The organism is Psychrobacillus sp. FSL H8-0487 (assembly GCF_038008385.1).
In the GTDB taxonomy this organism is placed as follows: Bacteria; Bacillota; Bacilli; order Bacillales_A; family Planococcaceae; genus Psychrobacillus; species Psychrobacillus psychrotolerans.
Window position 1 is genome coordinate 1,151,394 of sequence record NZ_JBBOZA010000001.1, and the last position, 21,150, is coordinate 1,172,543.

21 protein-coding genes are annotated in these 21,150 nt (G+C 36.3%); 19 read left to right on the forward strand and 2 right to left on the reverse strand.

Annotated elements, in window-relative coordinates:
• Positions 1–8: 8 nt before the first annotated feature.
• The 3 genes from MHI47_RS05455 to coaD are packed head-to-tail and all read left to right on the forward strand — an operon-like array spanning position 9 to position 2,499.
• Complete coding sequence (locus tag MHI47_RS05455) at positions 9–1,430, forward strand: hypothetical protein (protein ID WP_340829954.1); 1,422 nt, start codon at positions 9–11, stop codon at positions 1,428–1,430.
• Between the two features lie 15 nt (positions 1,431–1,445).
• Entirely contained in the window at positions 1,446–2,012 is a 567-nt protein-coding gene (rsmD, locus tag MHI47_RS05460; RefSeq protein ID WP_340829956.1) for a 16S rRNA (guanine(966)-N(2))-methyltransferase RsmD, read from the forward strand.
• Position 2,013: 1 nt separating this feature from the next.
• Positions 2,014–2,499, forward strand: coding sequence for a pantetheine-phosphate adenylyltransferase (gene coaD / locus MHI47_RS05465; RefSeq protein WP_093535354.1), 486 nt, complete (start codon positions 2,014–2,016; stop codon positions 2,497–2,499).
• A gap of 295 nt (positions 2,500–2,794) precedes the next feature.
• On the opposite strand, the gene MHI47_RS05470 is transcribed toward coaD, so the two are convergent.
• The gene (locus MHI47_RS05470; RefSeq protein WP_340829958.1) at positions 2,795–3,673 is read right to left on the reverse strand and encodes a hypothetical protein; all 879 of its coding nucleotides are present in this window, start codon (positions 3,671–3,673) and stop codon (positions 2,795–2,797) included.
• Positions 3,674–3,769: 96 nt separating this feature from the next.
• Here MHI47_RS05470 and MHI47_RS05475 point away from each other — a divergent pair, with 96 nt between their 5' ends.
• Positions 3,770–4,816: a SepM family pheromone-processing serine protease gene (locus tag MHI47_RS05475; RefSeq protein WP_340829960.1), complete on the forward strand. Its 1,047-nt coding sequence runs from the start codon at positions 3,770–3,772 to the stop codon at positions 4,814–4,816.
• 1 nt (position 4,817) lies between these two features.
• Here MHI47_RS05475 and MHI47_RS05480 read toward each other — a convergent pair whose 3' ends face one another.
• Positions 4,818–6,032, reverse strand: a complete 1,215-nt coding sequence (locus MHI47_RS05480) for a nucleotidyltransferase (RefSeq protein ID WP_340829962.1) — start codon at positions 6,030–6,032, stop codon at positions 4,818–4,820.
• 124 nt (positions 6,033–6,156) lie between these two features.
• On the opposite strand from MHI47_RS05480, the gene MHI47_RS05485 reads away from it, so the two are divergent.
• From MHI47_RS05485 to MHI47_RS05550, 15 genes are all read left to right on the forward strand, one after another.
• Entirely contained in the window at positions 6,157–6,696 is a 540-nt protein-coding gene (locus MHI47_RS05485; protein WP_093535346.1) for a YceD family protein, read from the forward strand.
• Positions 6,697–6,720: 24 nt separating this feature from the next.
• Positions 6,721–6,894 (forward strand): 50S ribosomal protein L32, encoded by a 174-nt coding sequence (rpmF, locus tag MHI47_RS05490; protein WP_090562877.1) that lies wholly within the window; start codon positions 6,721–6,723, stop codon positions 6,892–6,894.
• 92 nt (positions 6,895–6,986) lie between these two features.
• A complete protein-coding gene (locus MHI47_RS05495; RefSeq protein ID WP_340829964.1) occupies positions 6,987–7,748 on the forward strand; it encodes an enoyl-CoA hydratase/isomerase family protein in 762 nt (253 codons plus the stop codon).
• Positions 7,749–7,808: 60 nt separating this feature from the next.
• Entirely contained in the window at positions 7,809–8,207 is a 399-nt protein-coding gene (locus tag MHI47_RS05500) for a hypothetical protein (RefSeq protein ID WP_093535342.1), read from the forward strand.
• A gap of 129 nt (positions 8,208–8,336) precedes the next feature.
• Positions 8,337–9,698 carry an acetyl-CoA carboxylase biotin carboxylase subunit gene (locus MHI47_RS05505; RefSeq protein WP_340761864.1) on the forward strand — a complete coding sequence of 454 codons (1,362 nt, stop codon included), beginning with the start codon at positions 8,337–8,339 and terminating at the stop codon, positions 9,696–9,698.
• Positions 9,695–9,907, forward strand: coding sequence for an acetyl-CoA carboxylase biotin carboxyl carrier protein subunit (locus MHI47_RS05510; RefSeq protein WP_340761865.1), 213 nt, complete (start codon positions 9,695–9,697; stop codon positions 9,905–9,907). The genes MHI47_RS05505 and MHI47_RS05510 overlap by 4 nt, the downstream gene beginning before the upstream one ends.
• Before the next feature lie 15 nt (positions 9,908–9,922).
• Positions 9,923–11,464 (forward strand): acyl-CoA carboxylase subunit beta, encoded by a 1,542-nt coding sequence (locus MHI47_RS05515; protein ID WP_340761866.1) that lies wholly within the window; start codon positions 9,923–9,925, stop codon positions 11,462–11,464.
• Positions 11,465–11,680: 216 nt separating this feature from the next.
• Positions 11,681–12,571 (forward strand): 2-dehydropantoate 2-reductase, encoded by an 891-nt coding sequence (locus MHI47_RS05520; RefSeq protein WP_340829966.1) that lies wholly within the window; start codon positions 11,681–11,683, stop codon positions 12,569–12,571.
• Positions 12,555–12,941: a DUF3397 domain-containing protein gene (locus MHI47_RS20185; RefSeq protein WP_445678017.1), complete on the forward strand. Its 387-nt coding sequence runs from the start codon at positions 12,555–12,557 to the stop codon at positions 12,939–12,941. The genes MHI47_RS05520 and MHI47_RS20185 overlap by 17 nt, the downstream gene beginning before the upstream one ends.
• A gap of 108 nt (positions 12,942–13,049) precedes the next feature.
• A complete protein-coding gene (gene bshC, locus MHI47_RS05525; RefSeq protein ID WP_340829968.1) occupies positions 13,050–14,666 on the forward strand; it encodes a bacillithiol biosynthesis cysteine-adding enzyme BshC in 1,617 nt (538 codons plus the stop codon).
• A gap of 400 nt (positions 14,667–15,066) precedes the next feature.
• Positions 15,067–15,498, forward strand: coding sequence for a division/cell wall cluster transcriptional repressor MraZ (gene mraZ / locus MHI47_RS05530; RefSeq protein ID WP_093535328.1), 432 nt, complete (start codon positions 15,067–15,069; stop codon positions 15,496–15,498).
• Between the two features lie 126 nt (positions 15,499–15,624).
• Positions 15,625–16,575, forward strand: coding sequence for a 16S rRNA (cytosine(1402)-N(4))-methyltransferase RsmH (gene rsmH, locus MHI47_RS05535; RefSeq protein ID WP_340829970.1), 951 nt, complete (start codon positions 15,625–15,627; stop codon positions 16,573–16,575).
• Positions 16,576–16,944 carry a cell division protein FtsL gene (ftsL, locus tag MHI47_RS05540; RefSeq protein ID WP_340761869.1) on the forward strand — a complete coding sequence of 123 codons (369 nt, stop codon included), beginning with the start codon at positions 16,576–16,578 and terminating at the stop codon, positions 16,942–16,944.
• Between the two features lie 35 nt (positions 16,945–16,979).
• Positions 16,980–19,139: a penicillin-binding protein gene (locus tag MHI47_RS05545; protein WP_340829972.1), complete on the forward strand. Its 2,160-nt coding sequence runs from the start codon at positions 16,980–16,982 to the stop codon at positions 19,137–19,139.
• A gap of 112 nt (positions 19,140–19,251) precedes the next feature.
• The gene (locus MHI47_RS05550; protein WP_340832006.1) at positions 19,252–21,108 is read left to right on the forward strand and encodes a penicillin-binding transpeptidase domain-containing protein; all 1,857 of its coding nucleotides are present in this window, start codon (positions 19,252–19,254) and stop codon (positions 21,106–21,108) included.
• Positions 21,109–21,150: the final 42 nt, after the last annotated feature.

Here is a 21,150-nt window from a genome sequence, read left to right on the forward strand (position 1 = left end):
ACAATTCTATGAAATTTGTTTTAAGTTTTTTATGCCTATTCCTAATTGTAACTAATAGTGTTTTGCTCTTATTTCAATATGATGCGTACTCTTCAGGATTAGAAGAGAATGGACAAGTATTCTTCTATGAACAGGATGTAGAGATGAAAGTAAAAAAGGATAAGATTGTTATTAAACAACATTTTATCAATCTTCCTGAGGAAGAAGTTATTGTAACATGGCCGATTAATAGCGAAAATAGAAGCTGTGATTTAGATACGAGTGATAGTTGCAACCGCTTAACTGAAGACATGACTACGTTTAAAGCAGAAGAAAACTCTAAACAGAGCATTTCCTATGAAATTCCTTTAGTAGACGGTTTAAAGGATGGCCAATTAATCCAAGACTTCCTAGTTAAAATAGAAACTGGGGCTGTTTCGCTAACTTCACTTCAAATTACAGATGAACTAAAAAGAGGCGGTATGTGGGTATCAGGATTGCCTTTAATCGGTAAAACTTCCCTTGAGCTAATCGATTATTCACTTTCTATTGGCGCTGGGGATGTAGAAGAATTATATTGGCAGCAGAATGTCTTGCCTATCCAATATGAAGATGATTATTTTACAGTATACGCTTCGACTACTTTGCCGGATGAAATCACTAACTTACTTGGGGAATTAGATTATATAAATAGCGAACATTTAGCTGTAATTTTTGAGAAAAACAAAAGTAATATTGATGCTTCTCGAATTGCGTTTGTTCAACAGGAGGATATTGCTTCTATTCAAAATGAACTTATCGTTAAGAATATACAAGCACAATATGAATTACCTCGAGAGGATCAATTGATAGCTGAAGTCCTAAGTAGCTTTTTGTTAGACTTGCCTGTTGGCTCTCCAAAATCCAGTTGGATGTACGAAACGATAACAAATTATTTAACTTCCGAACAACGAAAGAAGTTTCAAACTGCTTTACTTAACAACAAACAAAAACTTACTGCAGCGAAGTTTGATGAGATTTTGACAGATATTATCAATCTAAAAACCTCCTTCTTTGTTTTGAATGAGCAGGCAGGTGCTGAAAATTTTCCATTATTATTTGAAGATTATAGACCCTTATATATCAATGAGTTACAACAGGAAAAAATGAAAGTTCTTTTTAAGGATGGCAAAATTCTTTATGAAGCAGAACCGCTGCTTTCTAATTTGGGATATACACTTAACCACACAGACAAGGGTTTATATGTGCAAAATGCAACAAGAGCATTTCGTTTTCCGATTCAAGAACCTTTCTATGTATTAAATGAAAAAAGATATGATGCTTTATCAGAACCATTTGAAGATATAGGTTCGCAGTTGTATATTGAAGAAGCGTGGATGATACGTTTGTTTTTAGTGAATATTGAAAAACAAGAAAAACGTATAAATATTACGCAATCCGCACTATTTTAGCATTGGAGTGTAGTTATGAGAGTAATATCAGGTTCGAGGAAAGGACTGCCATTAAAAGCAGTCCCTGGAATGAATACAAGACCTACCACCGATAAGGTAAAAGAGTCTATTTTTAATATAATTGGTCCATATTTTGATGGCGGTATTGCCGTTGACCTGTTTGCAGGCAGTGGTAACTTGGGTATCGAATCTTTAAGTAGAGGTATTGATACATGTATTTTTATCGAAAAAGATCCAAAAGCTATCCAAACTATAAAAGATAATTTGACGAAGTGTCGTCTGGAGGATTCTGGTGAAATATTCAAAGCTGATGCTACGAGAGCGGTAAAGGCTATTGAGAAAAGAGAACTCAAAATTGACTTATTATTTGTGGATCCTCCATATGACAAGTTAGTGTATTATGACTTAGTTCAATCATTAGTAGATAAAGGATGTATGAGTAAATCTGCTATTATTGTTTGTGAACATGAGAAAAATGTCACACTTGAAAAATCATATGGTGACTTTGAGCTAGTGAAAAAAGAGATATATGGAGGTACGGTCATCTCTATTTATCGTTGCCTTAAAGAAGAGGAGAATTAAATTGGGAAAAATAGCAGTAGTGCCAGGAACTTTTGATCCAATTACGAATGGTCATTTAGATATTATAAATCGAGGGGCATCTATTTTTGGAGAAGTTTTTATCGTTGTTTTGAATAACTCATCCAAAAACCCACTTTTCTCTGTGGAGGAAAGAATGCAATTGATCATAGATGCTACTTCTCATTTGCCAAACGTCAAGGTTCAAACATTTTCAGGGTTATTGATAGATTATGCTGAAAGTGTAAATGCAAGTGTTATTATTCGTGGTTTACGGGCTGTTTCTGATTTTGAGTATGAAATGCAAATCACTTCTATGAATCGAGTACTAAATAATAAAATAGAAACGTTCTTTATCATGACCAAAAATCAATATTCCTTCCTAAGTTCAAGTATCGTAAAAGAAGTAGCTAGGTATGGGGGCAAAATAGATGAACTTGTGCCATCTCATGTAGAGAAAGCATTAATAGAAAAATATAATACATATTAATGAATAGAGAACCTTGCGATTATGCAGGGTTCTTTTTTAAATATAGATAAAAATGCCTTATGCACAATATTCATGACGCTTTAAAGGATGAATAATACTGTTGTACTGCTTTCAGGCAAATGCAGTTCAAGCTATCCTATTAAACTCTCTAAGGGTTAAGATAATAGAGGATAAGGGCAGTCAAAGTGAATGTATGGATATTACCGTCTGCCTAAACAGAGATATGATTTTGTAGTCTTAAAAGAGACATTATATCAGATTATGTATCTTTTATTATTTTTACTATTTCACAGTGTTATAAAAAGAAAAACAGTACTGGAATTATTAGCATATGAAGAAAGCGGAAAAGGATGTATTTACGAATACTGATATTTGCTTTTTGAGCAAGAACGATTATTTGCATATGAATACTTATACCACTAAAAGCAATAATAAAAGCAACTACTAAAGGTAATAGTGCGGAGCCTGACAACATTTCACCAGCTAAGCTAATCCCACCAGTCATTTCAAAGAGAGATGCGACGAAAACAAGTAAGGTAGGGGAAATATTCGGTAAAATTTCTTTGACAGATTCAAATACGATAAAACTAACTGTAGTAAAAAATATAACCGTTGTACCGATTAGCAATAGTATTTGATATGTCTCTTTAATACTTTCCTGAAATGGAGATTCAGAAGACCTTTGAATATGTGTACTTGGTTGAATGGGTGGAGATAACACAATAAATACTAGCAAAAAAACTAAATTCACAGCATGTATAATGATTAAAAGTTTAATACCAGCAATTTCTGCATGGAAAATTTCAATTCCTACAAAGCCAATAACAAACATTGGACTAGGTGCATGGCATATCGCAAGCAACCAACTTGCATTGTTTTTATTTAAAGTACCTATATCTTTTAACGATGTTATAACTGCAGCTCCACTTGGAAATCCACCTATTGCACTTAGCAAATAAATATTTAAATACATTTTATATTTGTTAGTAGTATTTAAAAACGAGTTCTTAGAACGAATAAATAGCTGTGTTATTACTAAGTAGGGGAGTAAATAGGGTAGTAAAGCGGTAGTGAAAATCCTCATTCCTTCTAGTGCACCTTTGTGGGCAACGCCAGGCTGTAAAAATAAAAGTATAATAAGTGCCCAACTACCGATTGTTATTAGTCTATGCATGTAAAATTCATCCTTTGTTCACATAAATTTTGTCAGAAAAAAATGGAAGTGATAAACTAATATTCAAATGTGTTGTAGAAAGAGAGGGATAATTAAATGAAGAAGAGAAATCCGATAATCCTTCTTTTCATAGTAGTAATAGTGTTAGCGTTAGGTTTTTATCCGATGGACTCTTATATTTCTAAACCAGGTGGTGCATACGAACTTGAACCATTTGTAGAAGTAGATGGTGGGGATCAGGATGACGAGGGTACATTGAGTCTCCTAACAATCGCACTAGCAAAAGCTACCCCGGTTACTTATGCTTTTGCCAAAATAACGGACAACCAAAAAATATACAAAGCAAATGAAATTCGCCAAGAAGACGAAGATGAAACAGAATATAATGTTCGTCAATTAAAGCTTATGTCTAATTCTCAATTTAATGCTATTTCAGTTGCATTTAACCGAGCAAATAAGCCCTACACTATATCAAATAATGGGATATTTATTTTTAACGTGGTGGATGATAGTGCAGCTGATGGAATATTAGAAGCTGGCGATAAAATTTTACAAATGGATGATATCGGAGAATTAACCGAAGAGTCTATAAGAACATACTTAACTGGCAAAGGAGAAGGCGATGTCATTCGTCTAAAGGTTGAGCGTGATGGAAAACAGTTGGATAAAGAAGTATCCCTTAAAACAATACCTGGAGTGCTTGAAACGCCAAGTATCGGTATTAGTTATACGGCAGACAAAAAAGTGGAAACAACTCCTGTCGTACATATTAACTCCGAAGATATTGGAGGACCATCTGCTGGACTAATGTTCACCTTGGAAATCTTAAATCAATTATTACCTGAAGATATTACGAAGGGCTATAAAATAGCAGGTACTGGTGAAATGGGTCCTGATGGGACAGTAGGAAGAATTGGTGGGATAGATTTAAAAGTTATAGCTGCGGACAATAAAGACATGGAAATAATGTTCGCTCCTGATGATGATATTGATCCAACTATTTTAGCAAATAATCCTGATTTGACATCTAATTATGAAGAAGCTCTAAAATCTGCAAGAAAAATAGGTACGAAAATGAAAATCGTACCTGTGAAAACGATTGATGATGCTCTTGCGTATTTAGATCAGTTAAAGCCCAAATAAGCTATTCGATAATGGGAGCAATACGAAAATCACTTCCAACCATAGATTCTCCATACGAAGACTGTAAACCTAAGTAGTAGAGGTCGGCAGCTTTAATATCTAGTTGCAACTGTGTATCTTTTTTACTTGCGGCTACTCTACTTACAAGTGGAAGCTGCAAGTCTTTTTTTATGCTCTGTAAATATGCCTGTCCATTCTTGTTCATAGCTAAGGGTCTTATATATGTGGGAAAATCGATTTCTCGCAATTGGTTCCAAGTAAAATCTGTATAAATATGTGTTAGCATCCGCTGAATACGTGTCCATGTAAAACGCTTAGATTTTATCTGTTGCATAAAAGATTGAAAGTTCGTATGTGTTTTTGCCGCTTTCCAAATAGCATTTTCCATCCCTTCGGTAACTTCTGCTATTTGACCAAGCTCTTCTCTAGAGGAGCGAATTATTAGTAATCGTAATGCTGGATAGAACTGTTCCCAACTACCAAAAGATTCGTTATTGCTTTCCCATTCTGTTAATCCTAAAAGGCTTGTACTAGGCATGAAAGCATTTACCTCCGAAAGCTTCTGACCTTCAAAAAGCAATTTGCGAATACCCGTGGCACTGGCAATAGTTTCTGTTTTCAGAGCATCATCATGATAATTTGCCACGACACGTTGAATTGTCTCTGGCTTAATATCACTATTTAAATGATTTGCAGCCTGTATGTAATGGTATCCTAATATATTATTGGGTTTAGATAAATCTACTAATCGAACCGTCGTAGCTTCAGAAATTTCATTATAGGCTTCATTTAACGCTTTAGGATAACTAATACCTTTTTTCATATAACTTGCAATGGCCGTATTATATTCGTCATTTTTGGTTAATAATAGATTATAGGTTTCTTGAAATGCTTCTAATGATCCCTCTTCACTGCCGAAACAAAAGGAATGACATTTTAAAGCATCTAACAAGAAAATAGCACCTTTAGCAAAATCACTTGCCTGGGCAGTTGCAAATGCATAGGGAAGTTCAACTACTAAGTCAACACCCGCTGCAACGGCCATTTTTGATCGAGTCCATTTGTCAACAAGTGCTGGTTCGCCGCGCTGTAGAAAGTTCCCAGACATCACAGCAATGATAATATCGCTATTCGTTTTGATGCGGGTTTGTTGCAAATGGTGTAAATGACCGTTATGAAATGGATTATATTCTACAACAATTCCAGTTGCTTTCATATTCAAATCAAATCCTTTCTTTTATGCAAGTATAATGTTAAAATATTGTAGTGACAAGAAATTATCTTGACATCTAAATTCAGTCATTATATAATCAACTTTGTTGTCTTGAGGTGATAATCGTATGAAATGGACAATTCATCAGCTATCTAAATATCGTGAGAACGGACTAACTTTAGATGAATTCGTGGAACTCGAAAACGTGAAGAAGCGGAACCAAGACGTTCGAAGGATTTCAGCCGTTCACGTAAAAGGGCACTGCACATTTGGTGCAGCGCAAATGACTTGTCACTTTCAGCTTTCTGGAACTCTTATTTTACCGTGTGCACGCACATGGGAGGATGTAGAATTTCCATTTGAGATTGAATCTGATGAAATCTTCAACTGGTCTGAGTCAGCATTAACTTCTGCTAGCGACTATGATAATTTTCATGTAGTAGAAGGGGATGTTATTAACGTTGACCCAGTTCTAGAAGAATTAATTCTTCTGGAAATTCCAATGCAAGTGTATAAAGAAGGTGCAGACCACTTTAGACATGAGGGTGGAAATGGTTGGAGCTATGCAACAGATGAAGAACTTAAAGAAATGCAGGAAGATGAACAACCAAAAGTAGATCCAAGACTTGCTGATTTAGCAAAGTATTTTGATCAGACAGACGAATAATAGATCTGTAAGGAGGTGCCACCTATGGCAGTACCAGCTAGAAGAACTTCTAAAACTGTAAAAAGAAAACGCCGTACACATTTTAAATTATCCGTACCTGGTATGGTTGCTTGTTCAAACTGTGGTGAAATGAAATTGGCTCACCGTATTTGTAAATCTTGCGGTCAATACAAAGGGAAAGAAGTATTGAGCAAATAATTCAGTATTTGTTCCTTAAAAGACTACCAAAGAGATCATGGCTCTTGGGTAGTCTTTTTTTCTATATATATTTTAAAAAGGGGTGTCAGAATATGGATTATACTATAGTAAAAAAAGATGAAATTATCATTTTTGAAATAAATAGACCTGCCATTCATAATGCGATAAATATGGAAGTCTTAGCAGGTTTTAAAGAATTAGTACATACAGTGAAAAATGATAGTTCCATCAAACTAGCAGTAATTACTGGAGCAGGTGATAAGTCTTTTTGTTCTGGTGGTGATTTATCTGTTCTTCACAAGTTAAAAACAGAGCAAGAATCATTTGAAATGTTAAGTGAGGCGGCAACTATTTTGTATGAAGTCGCTACAATGACTATTCCAACATTAGCATTAGTTAACGGAACTGCAGTTGGTGGAGGCTGTGAGATTGCAACCTTATGTGATTATCGTTTAGTAAAGAAAGATGCAAGATGTGGATTCATACAAGGTCAGTTGGCCATTACTTCTGGATGGGGTGGTGGAACCTATTTATGGGAAAAAGGAATGCGTCAGGATCACACTCTCCAAATGCTTACTGAAGCGGTACCTTACTCATCTGACAAACTTCAAACTATTGGGTGGGTAACGGAAATTTTTGAAGGACATAAATATACAGCACTTGAAGCTTTTGTGCAAAGAATGATTGTGCCTCATGAGACTGTATTAAGAGCATACAAAATGCAATTAATACGTAAGTGGGAGCAGTCAAAATTATACGAAAGAATTATGGAAGAGGTAAGAACTTGTTCTGTTCTTTGGGAGCAGGAAGTACATCACGATGCGGTCAATTCATTTTTATCTAAAAAGAAATAATATGAGAGTCTATTTGCACCCACTTTGCATATATTAATAAAAAAGCAAAGGGTGATCCAGATGAATGTGAAATTGAGAAAAGATAGTTGGACTGAGGAAGAAGATAATCTTCTAAAAGAAATAATTTTGAATAAAATTAATCAAGGCCACACGCAAATTTCTGGTTTTCAAGAAGCAAGTGTATTACTTGGTAGATCTAAGCAAGCCTGTGCATTCCGGTGGAACAAAAATCTACGCCCTCAAATTATGAAAAAAGAACATAAACCAACTTCTTATTCTACTAAAGAGGCAGCAGATTCCTCCTCCCTTCAAAACCATTTGCAACTGGCGATGGAAAGTTACGATGAGATGAAGCATTCTTATAATGAAATTTCAAGTGCATACAATTTGTTGAAAAATGATTATGAACAGCTTTTAAACTGGGTTAAACAAGGTATTACGCATATTGAACGCAAGTAAAAGAAGCCTTTTTATAGGGCTTCTTTTGTTGTTCCTGGGGAGACAAAGCAGAATTTAGTTGAAATCGCTTTCAACAATCGTATAGACTAATATAGATGGGGGAAATGTTCAAACGAAGGGGGAAGTAAGATGAAGAAAGTATTAATCGCCAATAGGGGAGAAATCGCAAGACGTATTATTAAAACATGTAAGCGATTAAATATTGAAACAGTAGCAATCTATTCAGAAGCTGATAAAGATTTACCTTATGTGAAAGAAGCGGACTATGCTTTTGAGATTGGCCCGAGTCAAGTTCAGCAATCCTATTTAAAAGTAGATGATATTATCGCTCTTGCAAAAAGAGAAAAAGTGGATGCGATTCATCCGGGATATGGTTTTTTATCAGAGAATGCTGATTTTGCTCGTAAAGCAGAGGCTGAAGGTATAGTTTTTATCGGTCCTAGTCCTGATACAATGGAAAAAATGGGAGATAAAATCGAGTCAAGAATTACAATGATCAATGCAAACGTGCCAGTTGTCCCAGGAACAGAAGCGGGACTTGCTTCTGTAGAAGATGCGATAACGGCAGCTTCTTCGATTGGATATCCAATCATGCTTAAGGCAAGTGCAGGGGGTGGCGGCATAGGGATGATTCGTTGTGACGATGAAGAGACCCTCCTTAAACATTTTGAATCGATTAAAACACGAGCAAAATCGTATTTTGGTAGTGATGTAGTTTTTCTTGAAAAGTTCATTGATTCCTCTAGACATATTGAAGTGCAGATTTTTGGGGATACACATGGTAATATCGTTCATTTATTTGAACGAAATTGTTCGGTTCAGCGTCGTAACCAAAAAGTTCTAGAAGAGGCACCTTCTCCGAACTTCCCACAAGAAGCAAGAGAGAAATTATGGGAAGCTGCTGTGAATGCAGCGAAAGCTGTAAATTATATAAATGCTGGAACGGTAGAATTTATAGTAGATCATAATCATCAGTTTTACTTTTTAGAGATGAATACTCGACTACAAGTAGAGCATCCCATTACCGAAGCTATCACTGGGTTCGATTTAGTGGAATGGCAGTTAAGAGTTGCTGCCGGGGAAGAACTACCTGTGAGAGACCAAGCTTCGATAAAGTCTAATGGACATGCGATAGAGTTTAGAATATATGCAGAGGATCCAAAAACATTTTTCCCATCACCTGGAACTATTACAGTTCAAAATTGGGAAACAGATGAGGATGTCCGGATTGATGCTGGTTATGCGGAAGGTGACAAAGTTACACCATTCTATGATCCGATGATTTCTAAGGTTATTATCCATGCAGAAAATAGAAAATTAGCAATAGAGTCTGCACAAAAAGTATTCTCTTCTGCTAAAATAGAAGGTGTGAAAACAAATATTCCACTATTCCAACAGTTCTTGGATGATGAGAGTTTCATCAGTGGGGAGTATTCAACATCCGTTTTAGGGGAATGGATGGACAAACAAAGGGAGGAAGTTTCAAAATGAAAAATTTAGAATCGACTATGGCAGGTACAGTATTTACCGTAAATGTAGCAATTGGAGAAGAAGTGGCAGCTGGACAAGTAGTAATGGTGTTGGAATCCATGAAAATGGAGATTCCAATTGAAGCAGAAACAGCGGGTAAAATTGCCACAATCAATGCAAATGAAGGCGACTTCGTCAATGAAGGCGATGTATTAGTAACGTTTGAATAAAGGGGGTTTTACAACGTGGGAGAAACAAAAGCGTATAATGATAGATTAGAAGAAAAACTGGCATCTGTTTATTCAGGGGGACAAGCAAAATACCATGAAAAGATGAAAGAGCAAAACAAATTATTTGTACGAGATCGTTTAGCGTTACTTTTTGATAATGGGGAATACATCGAAGATGGTCGCTTTGCGAATGTGGAAGCAGGAGATTTGCCAGCAGATGGTGTTGTGACTGCTACCGGTAAAGTAAATGGGCAAACTGTTTGTGTCATGGCAAATGATTCCACTGTGAAAGCTGGGTCGTGGGGATCACGTACTGTAGAAAAAATAATTCGTATCCAAGAAATAGCAGAAAAAAATAGAGTACCAATGTTGTATCTAGTAGACTCAGCGGGAGCGCGTATTACCGATCAGCTAGATATGTTTCCAAATAGACGAGGAGCAGGAAGGATATTCCATAACCAAGTAAGGCTATCAGGGTTCATTCCACAAATTTGCCTATTATTTGGTCCTTCCGCTGCTGGGGGAGCTTACATCCCTGCTTTTTGTGATATTGTCTTTATGGTTGAAGGCAATGCTTCGATGTATTTAGGCTCACCTCGTATGGCAGAAAAAGTAATCGGTGAAAAAGTGACGCTAGAAGAGATGGGTGGAGCCCGTATGCACTGCACAGTCAGTGGAGTAGGGGACGTTCTTGTTTCAACAGAAGAAGAAGCAATTTCCGAGGCTAAACGCTATTTGGACTTCTTCCCGGCGAATTATACGGAGAAACCAAAACAAGTGGAACCTAAAGCCATTAAAGAAGGAAGAACACTAGAAGCAATCATTCCTGAAAATCAAAACGCGCCATTTGATATGTACGAAGCAATTGAAGCAATTATCGATGAAGGTACGTTCTTTGATGTGAAGAAGTTGTTTGCCCCTGAGTTAATTACAGGCTTAGCGCGAATTGATGGCAGAGCAGTAGGAATTATTGCCAATCAACCAAAAGCTAAAGGTGGAGTGCTATTCGTAGATTCAGCGGATAAGGCTACAAAATTCATCTCACTGTGTGATGCGTTTTCAATTCCGCTACTATTCTTAGCGGATGTTCCTGGGTTTATGATAGGAACGAAAGTAGAACGTGCTGGAATTATAAGACATGGGGCGAAGCTTATTGCAGCAATGAGTTCTGCAACAGTTCCAAAAATATCTGTTATAGTACGTAAAGCATACGGAGCAGGTTTATATGCAATGGCTGGTCCTGCATTTGAGCCGGATGTATGCATTGCCTTGCCTACTGCTCAAATAGCTGTGATGGGCCCAGAAGCGGCAGTAAATGCTGTGTACTCAAACAAAATTGAGGCAATCGAAGATCCAAAAGAACGTCTGAAATTTGTTCAACAAAAACATGCGGAATATAAAGAGGAAATTGATATTTATAAACTTGCTTCTGAAATGATTATCGATGAAATTGTAGCACCAAGCGATTTACGCGCAGAACTTGCAAATCGACTACGTTTTTATGAAGATAAACAAATAGTAAATGCACCTCGAAAACATCCGGTGCTTCCTGTATAATAATGATAAAGCTAAGGTCTACCCCAGAGGTAGACCTTTTTTAAGAGAAAGTATATATATATAAATTTACCATAACACTGGGTTTATAGAACTTTTAAGAACGGAGCGGAAAGAAACAGCATATCTACGTCTCTGATCTTAGAAGACCAAGAGTCTTTTTTCGGTTTTGCTAGAGTGAAAAAGTACCTGCTTTATTAAAGAACTTGGGGGTGACTTATGAAAATCGGTATTGTTGGTGCAGGAGCGATAGGCCTCCTATTTGGTGCATATTTGTCGGAATCAGATCATGACATTACTTTTTTAGTCAGAAAAACTAGTAAAGTACATCATTTATACATAGAAAAGAAAACGGAAAATCCGAAACAAATTACTTGTGATATAGTTTCGGACATAACTGATTTAAAACAAATGGATCTTATTATTATTGCAGTGAAGTATCATCATCTTACACATTTAGAAGATCAGCTAAATTCTTTACCAAAGCATATCCCTCTTCTGTTTTTGCAAAATGGTTTATCACACATATCTTTTCTACGGAAGTTACCACAAGAAACTGTCCTTATTGGTTCTGTATTACATGGTGCTACGAAAATAAATAATTCCACGGTTCAACACTTAGGAATAGGTCCAACTTATATTGGGTTTTATAAAGGGCAATGGGCTTCCATTAATAGTTTAATGGGGGGTAATAACGAGGAATTCCCTTTGATCTTTACCGGTGATATCGAACAAATGGTTGTGAAGAAAGCTATGTTAAATTGCTTGATTAATCCTTTGACTACTATTGCTCAAGTGACTAATGGGGAGCTAGTTGAAAATGACTCCTATAAAGCTATATTGAGAGGCATGTACGACGAAATGATGTTTGCTTTTGATGACTGGCGAGAAAGGATTACATGGGAGGAGGTTGTCTCCCTGTGTGAAAATACCAGGGAAAATCGTTCCTCTATGCTCAAGGACTTTGAGAATGGGCGAATGATGGAGTTAGATACCATTGTTGGAGCTATAATAGAAAAAGCCGCTCAAAGAAATAAAACTTTGCCTATTTTACAAGCATTCTATTTATTATTAAGTGAAATAAACAAAGAAGGTGATTACCGTCGTTAATGTTCTTTCGATTTTTGTAATATACCCAGTAGTCGTGTTTTTGCTTACATTTATCATTTGTAAATTTGTTTTACATAAAAGAAAAAAATCAATTGGCATTGCGTCCGATGTTTCGACTTTCTTTTTATACTTTTCTACTGCTAATTTGTTCTCATTCCTTTTCTCGAAAGGGATTGGTTGGTATCTTATTATTTTTTCCATTATATTAGCGACGATTATGACATGTTTAGACTGGCGTTCTAAAAAAGAAATTGAAATAATTCCATTGTTGAGGAAAATTTGGAGAATACTATTTTTACTATTATGTTGTTTTTATGCATTTTTATGGTTATTCGGAGTTATCCAATATGTTTTAACCTATATAAGCTAATAATTTTTACACATATATAGTAAGTGTTATACTCTTAAAGTATTTAAAATGATAGCTTTGGTGAATTTTCGCCAAAATGAACTTGAAAATAATAGAGGTGGAAAAAACGTGCGATTAGAGCAGTACACACAACCATTCGCTTCCTCATTTTATAAGAAATATTTGGAGGATGTAGCTAATTTATCTTCTTTCTTTCATTATGAATGGAACCAAAAGGCACTTAACAAAAGGGTTAAAGAAGCTAATTTTACTAAACATAAAAGAAATGAGCTTGCTGATGTAATTACTTCTTATATGAGTGAATATGGTATTTCAAAAAAAAGTAGTCAGCATATAAATGAACTTAAAGACAATGGGGTTGTAGTTATAGGCGGGCAGCAAGCAGGGATTCTTTCTGGACCGTTATATTCAATTCATAAAGCAATTTCGGTTATTACATTGGCAAAACAACAAAGAGAAACTCTAGGAGTACCTGTTATACCTGTTTTTTGGATTGCTGGAGAAGATCATGATATCGATGAGATAAATCATGTATACATAGATAGAAGCCGAACACTTCAAAAGCTTGTTTATCCAGAAAAGTCTCGAACGAAAAAAATTGCATCTGAAGCTACTTTTGATCACCAGTTAATAAAAGAGTATTTAGATGAAATTTTCAAAAGTTTACCCGAAACCTTATATACGAAAGATCTTAAATCTAATGTTTTAGAGCTTTTAGATAATAATTTAACGTATACAAGCTTTTTTACAGCCTTGATGAACGAACTATTTCAAGAGGAAGGTCTACTCTTAATAGACGCTGCGTATGAGCCATTAAGAAAATTGGAAAGTGATTATTTTCAACTTCAAATATTACATTCTTCAGAACTAGCTAAAGTAGTATTTGAGCATGAAGAAAAAATAGCGCTTGAAGGATTTGGTTCACCGATACAAGCAAAAGAGTCAGCGGCTCATTTGTTTTATGTTGAAGCAGGAGAACGTTTCTTATTAGAACGAGTGAACAATCAATTTGTTCATGAGGCAAAGGGAATCTCATTTACGTTGGACGAGATGATGGAAATTGCAAGAGAACATCCGGAGAAGTTAAGTAATAATGTGGTAACTAGACCAATCATGCAGGAAATGGTCTTTCCAGTACTAAGCTTTATTGCTGGACCAGGCGAGATTGCATATTGGGGCGTATTAAAAACAGCATTTGAGTTGTTTGACATGAAAATGCCAGTTCTAATGCCCCGTATTAGTATTTCGATAGTCAATGCAAATACGCAATCCTTATTAGAAAAGTTATCCTTTACGATTGAAGATGTGTGGGATGGATCTTTACAAGATGCTAAGTTGCACTATATAAATAGCAATCGTAACGAGGAAGTTCCTCACTTGATAGAGGAAATAAAAGCAGATCTTATAGAAAAGTACGGGAAGTTGGAGCAACTTTTGATGAAAGACGGTTTGAAGTTATCTCCATTAGTACAAAAGAATTTAAAAAATCATGAAAAACAATTGAATTTTATTAATAACGCAATTGAAGATACATTCCTTAGTAAGTTAGATGCGACTACTAATCGTTATGATCGTATTAGTATGAACTTAATGCCTAACGATGGTCTTCAAGAACGAACATATACACCGATTCAATTGATGAATGAGTATGGTCCATCTCTGATTAAACAGCTCTTAGAAGTACCATATGAATTTAATGGTAAACATCACGTGATTTATTTATAATTTGTATCCCCACTTTCATTAGTGGGGATTTTTTTTCTTGTTTTACAGTTTTCCAACTAGAGAGCTCAAGATTCCAACTAAACGTGCCAGAATCCCAACTAAGGGTACCAATATTCCAACTAACGACTAAATAGAGCTTCCTTCGCTTGGATTCTTGTCACTTGCCCCCACTTTTAAGATAATTCCTTCCTAATTTCACTGGAAATCGCAATAAACACAGGAACTTTTCCAAACTTTTCATGTATCAAAGTTATAGGATTTCTTTGTAGAATTTACTAGAAAACTTGTCTCAACAAGTACTAATTACACATTTTAAAGAAATATCGTCCTGTTTTTAAAAAAACGGTGGAGGAAAGTGGGGCGTTGTGGTATGTTAATGACATAAAGTGGGGTGAGTAGCATGTTCATGGGCGAATATCAACATAACGTTGATGCAAAGGGACGGTTAATAATACCATCCAAATTTCGAGAACACTTAGATGACAGTTTTGTCCTTACACGTGGTCTTGATAATTGCTTATTTGGTTATCCTATGAATGAATGGCGAAAACTCGAAGACAAACTTAAAGAACTTCCTGTAACGAAGAAAGATGCTCGAGCATTTACTCGTTTTTTCTTTTCCGGTGCAACCGAAGTAGAAATAGACAAGCAAGGGCGTATCAACATTCCGAGTAATCTCAGAAGTTATGCGAAGATGGATAAGGAATGTATCGTACTTGGAGTGTCAAATCGGCTTGAAATTTGGGCTAAAGATGCTTGGGAAAATTATTTTGTGGAGTCTGAGGATTCTTTCAATGATATTGCAGAAAATATGATTGGCTTTGATATATAACTCATCTAACTGGGTTTGTCCCGGTGGATTGTATTAAAGTCTAGACAAATGTCTTGGATTTCAGAGTTAAAGTTTAACTAGGAATAAATACGCCAAGATGTATTTTATTAAGAGGAGGAGAAACGCTTGTTTCATCATACGACCGTATTACTAAAAGAAACAGTAGATGGACTAGCTATTCGTCCTGATGGGATCTATGTGGATTGCACGCTAGGCGGAGCTGGCCACAGTGAATACTTAGTACAACAATTAAATGAAAAAGGTAGACTAATTTGCTTTGATCAAGATATGACTGCCATTGAAAATGCAAAGCTAAAACTTGCACCTTATTTAGACAAAGTTACCTTTGTCCATGCAAATTTTCGTTATCTAAAAGATGAACTTAACCAAATTGGTATTGAAAAGGTTGATGGGATTTTATATGACTTAGGTGTATCCTCTCCCCAATTAGACACACCGGAGCGAGGGTTTAGTTATAACTACGATGCCCCGTTAGATATGCGAATGGATCAAACAAGTGAGTTAACTGCTTACCATGTAGTCAATGATTGGCCATATGAAAAATTACTTAAGATATTTTTCCGTTACGGAGAAGAAAAGTTTTCTAAACAAATTGCGCGCAAAATTGAGAAGGCAAGAGAAGTTGAACCAATTGCTACCACTTTCCAACTTGTTGAGCTTATAAAAGAAGGTATTCCAGCTGCTGCTAGAAGAACGGGTGGACATCCTGCTAAACGAACTTTCCAGGCAATCCGAATTGCTGTAAATGATGAATTAGGTGCAGCAGAAGACTCACTAGAAGATGCAATTAAGCTTATAAAAGTAGGAGGAAGAGTAAGTGTTATTACCTTCCATTCCTTAGAAGATAGATTAACTAAAACAATTTTCAAAGAAGCATCTTCTTTACCAGAGTTACCACCAAATTTACCAATGATTCCAGCTGGTATGGAGCCAATGTTAAGAGTGGTTACAAGGAAACCGATAGTCCCTTCGGAAGAAGAGTTGGCAGTAAATAATCGCTCTCGTTCGGCTAAGTTACGTATTGTGGAAAAATTAATCGAAAAGGGAAGTGTCTAAATGGCTTTACGTAAACAGCAATCACAAACATACATACCACGCCCTTCTTACACTGAACAACCACAGGTACAGAAGCAGGCGAAAAAAAGTAATAATCTTATTTCTAAAGGAGAAAAAATACTATTAGTCGGGTTGTTAGCAATAGTTACTGCTTTATCTGTCATGATTATTCAAACGGAAAGCGCTGTGCGAGCAACTACTACAGATATTGCACTAATGGAAAAGGAAATTGACTCTACTATAAAAAATAATACTGACTTATCAGTACAAGTAAATGAATTATCTACCTATGACCGTATTTGGAAAAAGGCGGAAGAGCTCGGTTTGAAACTGAATGAGCAAAACGTTAAGGTAGTGCCAGGACAATGAATAAGAAATTTCGTTTTCAATGGGGAGCCTTTCTAATGTTTTTATTATATGGAGGGCTCTTTTTCTTATTACTTAGTCGTTTTGTATTTATACAATATACGGGTACTGCTGAAGGTCAAGTATTATCAACGAAGGCAGAGCACAAGTATAGTAGAGAACAGGTTCTTCAAGCTAGTAGAGGGAAAATAGTTGATCGTAACGGCGAGATAATAGCGCAGGATACACTTAGCTATAAAATGATCGCTGTCATTAGCCCGAACGCTTCTAACAATAGTGGTATACAAAGGCATGTTAGTGATCCAGCTAACACGGCCAAAGTTTTAGCAAAGTATATTGATATGACAGAACAAGAGATTACTAGTTTACTAGAGAAAAGTATAAAATCCGAGAAATACCAAGTTGAATTTGGTAAAGCTGGCAGGGATATTAGCAACAAAGTTATGGAAGAGATAAAAAGCAACAAACTACCTGGAATAACTTTTATCGAAGATTTAAAAAGATTATATCCTAATGGTCAGTTTGCTTCGCATTTGATAGGTTTTGCTTTAAAGGAAGAGAAAGAAGATGGAACAGCTGAACCTGTTGGCAAAATGGGTCTTGAATATATTTACGATGAAGAGTTAACCGGCACTCCTGGGAAAGTCGAATTCAAAAGTGATACTAAAGGCTTCTTACTACCGAATGCTGAGAAGATGGTGACAGAAGCTAAAAATGGCTTAGACATCTACCTCACTTTAGATAAGACCATACAAAACTTTTTAGAAGAAGCGATGAATACGGCACAAGAAAAATATAATCCAGAACGGATTACGGCTGTTGTAGCAGATCCAAAAACTGGGGAAATATTAGCTATGTCCCAGCGCCCTTCCTTTGAACCGAATACAAGAGAAGGATTATCTACTAACTGGCTAAATGAAGTAACTGAGCAAACGATTGAGCCAGGATCTACCTTTAAGATATTCACATTAGCCGCCGCTATCGAAGAAGGGGTCTGGGCACCTAATGCTACATATAAATCGGGTTCCTATAAGATCTTTGATAGAACTATAAGGGATCATAATGTAGTAGGGTGGGGGAATATAACGTATTTAGAAGGTTTCCAACGTTCATCCAATGTTTCAATGGCGTACTTGCTTAACCAAATAGGAGAGGAAACGTTCAATGAATATATTAAACTCTTTGGATTTGGACAGAAGACGGGTATAGACCTTCCCAATGAAGCAACTGGAATTATAGCAAATGGTGGTCCAGTTGAACGTATAACTACAACATATGGTCAGGGAACAACCGTAACACCTATACAAATGGTGCAAGGAATGACTGCTATAGCAAACGAAGGGAAGATGATGCAACCCTTTATAATTGATAAAATTGTCAATCCTAATACTAATGATGTAGTGGAGAATCATAAAGAGGCTGAAAAGAAATCTCCTATTTCTGCAGAAACTGCGCAGCAGGTAAAAGAAATATTGGCAAGTACGGTAACGTCAGAAAAAGGTACTGCCCAGAAATTTAAGTTGAATGGATATACTTCAGCAGGTAAAACTGGTACTGCTCAAATATCAAAACCTGGAGGGGGCTACTATAAAAATGATTTCCTACACTCATTCTTAGGAATGGCTCCTGTAGAGGATCCGCAGTTAATTGTTTATGTAATGGTTCATCGACCAAAATTGGAAATGACGGAAACTGGTTCTGATACAACATCCGAAATTTTCAACGCAGTGACAGAAAGAAGCTTGAAATATTTAAATATTGAGCCGGAAAACTTGGAACTTGCAGAATCAATTGAAATGCCGAATGTAGTTGGGGAAGATTTAATGGCAAGTCAAAGTAAATTGGAAGCACAAGGATTAAAGACAGTAGTTATCGGTCAGTCGGATAAGGTAGAAGAACAATATCCAGCGGCAAAAACAAGTGCTATTTCAAATAGTATAGTCTTTCTAAAGGGACAGGGAGATATTCAATTACCTGACTTTAAAGGTTGGTCGAAAAGAAATATTATGATATATAAATCGTTATCTAAGTTACCAATAGAAATTGTTGGAGAAGGTTTTGTAAATGAACAGAGCTTGACTGGAGGATCGATCGTAACTGCAGATACTCCAATCGTCGTGAAACTTGCAACTCCAGCAGAAGTAACAAATAATAAGGAAAATTTAGACGAATCACAAACTGATTTACCTCAGGACTAAATAGGGATAGAATAGTTAGTGTCATTTTCTCATAAGTTATCTAAAACGGACTAAAGGGGATTTGGCAATTTCAAAGTTAAAACAAATTGTACGTCTGCGCCTGATTTGGATTATGATTATTTTTTTGTTCGTCCTAGTTCTTCTCAAATTAGTTCAGCTTCAATTTTTCCAATTTGATGAGCTTACGACAAAGGCAAAAGAAAGCTGGGATAGAGAACTACCTTATGCTTCTCTCCGCGGGAATATTTTAGATCGTAATGGAGAAGTTATTGTAGGAAACAAGCTTGCACCGACCTTATTTTATATGCCTTCTCAAAATGAGAATCCTGAGCAAGTAGCCGAAGAAATTGGTTCCTTAATAGGGATGGACAAAAATGAGCTTTTAGAGCAAATAAACAAAAGAGCATACTTAGTGAAAATTGCACCTAAAGGAAAAAATATCTCGAGTGAACTTGCTATGGAAATACAAGATAAGAATATTAAAGGTTTGTATGCAGGAGTCGATTATTTAAGAGACTATCCATATGGCAATATGTTATCTAGATTAATAGGTTTTACTGGTTATGATGCACAAGGGCTTGCGGGAATCGAGTACCAATATGATTCTATTTTAAAAGGCAAATCCTCTGCTGTACGAATGTTTACCGATGCAAAAGGAGTACCACTTCCACATGTGGACGATGGATGGAAAAATGGTGTAAAAGGCAATCATGTACAGTTGACAGTGGATTTAGATATTCAGCAAGTAGTGGAACGTGAATTATCGCAAGCTATGCAGAAATATGAAGCGACACAAGCGATTGCGATTGTTATGAACCCCAAAAATGGTGAAATATTAGCACTTGCTTCTGCTCCTAATTTCGATCCGTCGGACTATCAAGAGGTGGATTCGACCGTTTACAATCGTAACTTACCAGTCTGGATGACTTTTGAACCTGGTTCAACTTTTAAGATTATTACATTGAGTGCGGCATTAGAAGAGAATGTAGTAGACTTACAGAATGATCACTTTCATGATAAAGGATATACCATGGTAGAAGGCTCTAGGCTTCGTTGCTGGAAAAGATCAGGACATGGAAATCAAACATTTTTAGAAGTTGTTGAAAATTCTTGCAACCCTGGTTTTATTGAGTTAGGAAATAGAGTAGGCGCAGAGAAGTTACAAGAATACATACGTAACTTTGGGTTCGGTAAATCTACAGGTTCAGGGATGGCAGGGGAATCCTCGGGTATTCTATTTAGTAAAGAGAACTTTGGACCAGTTGAACACGCCACAACCTCTTTTGGTCAAGGTATTTCAGTCACCCCTATTCAACAAGTGCAAGCTGTAGCTGCGGCAGTAAATGGTGGGTATCTATATAAGCCATTTATTGTAAAAAATACAATAGATGGTGAAACAAACGAAATCTTATCAAGTAGTGAACCAGAGATGAAGCGTCAAGTTATTAGTGAGGAAACTTCAGCCATTGTGCGAGATGCTCTGGAACATGTAGTTGCGGAGGGGTCGGGTAGAAATGCTTATCGTGATCAACTTCGAATTGGTGGCAAGACAGGTACAGCGCAAAAAGTTCAAAATGGCCGGTATATGGATGGAGAGTACATTGTATCCTTTATAGGTTTTGCACCAGCAGATAATCCAGAACTTATCGTATATGTTGCCATCGACAACCCTAAACACAGCACTCAATTCGGGGGAGTAATAGCAGCACCTATTGTTGGTCAAATTTTGGAAGATTCACTGAAGACAAAAGGAAGCGGCACCCAGATAGAAAAAGAGTATAGATGGGGAGATGTAGAGCAAGTACGTACACCGAACCTGGTAGGAACAAAAAGGAAGGAAATAACGTCCTATATGTATCCTTTCAATATTGTTTGGCATGGTGATGGAGACGAAATAATCTCTCAGCTGCCAAAAGAAAATGGGCTCATCCCATTAGATGGAACAATTCATGTATACACAAATAAATAAAATAGTACATTCATTAATAGTTGATCGTATTTAAGGAGATTT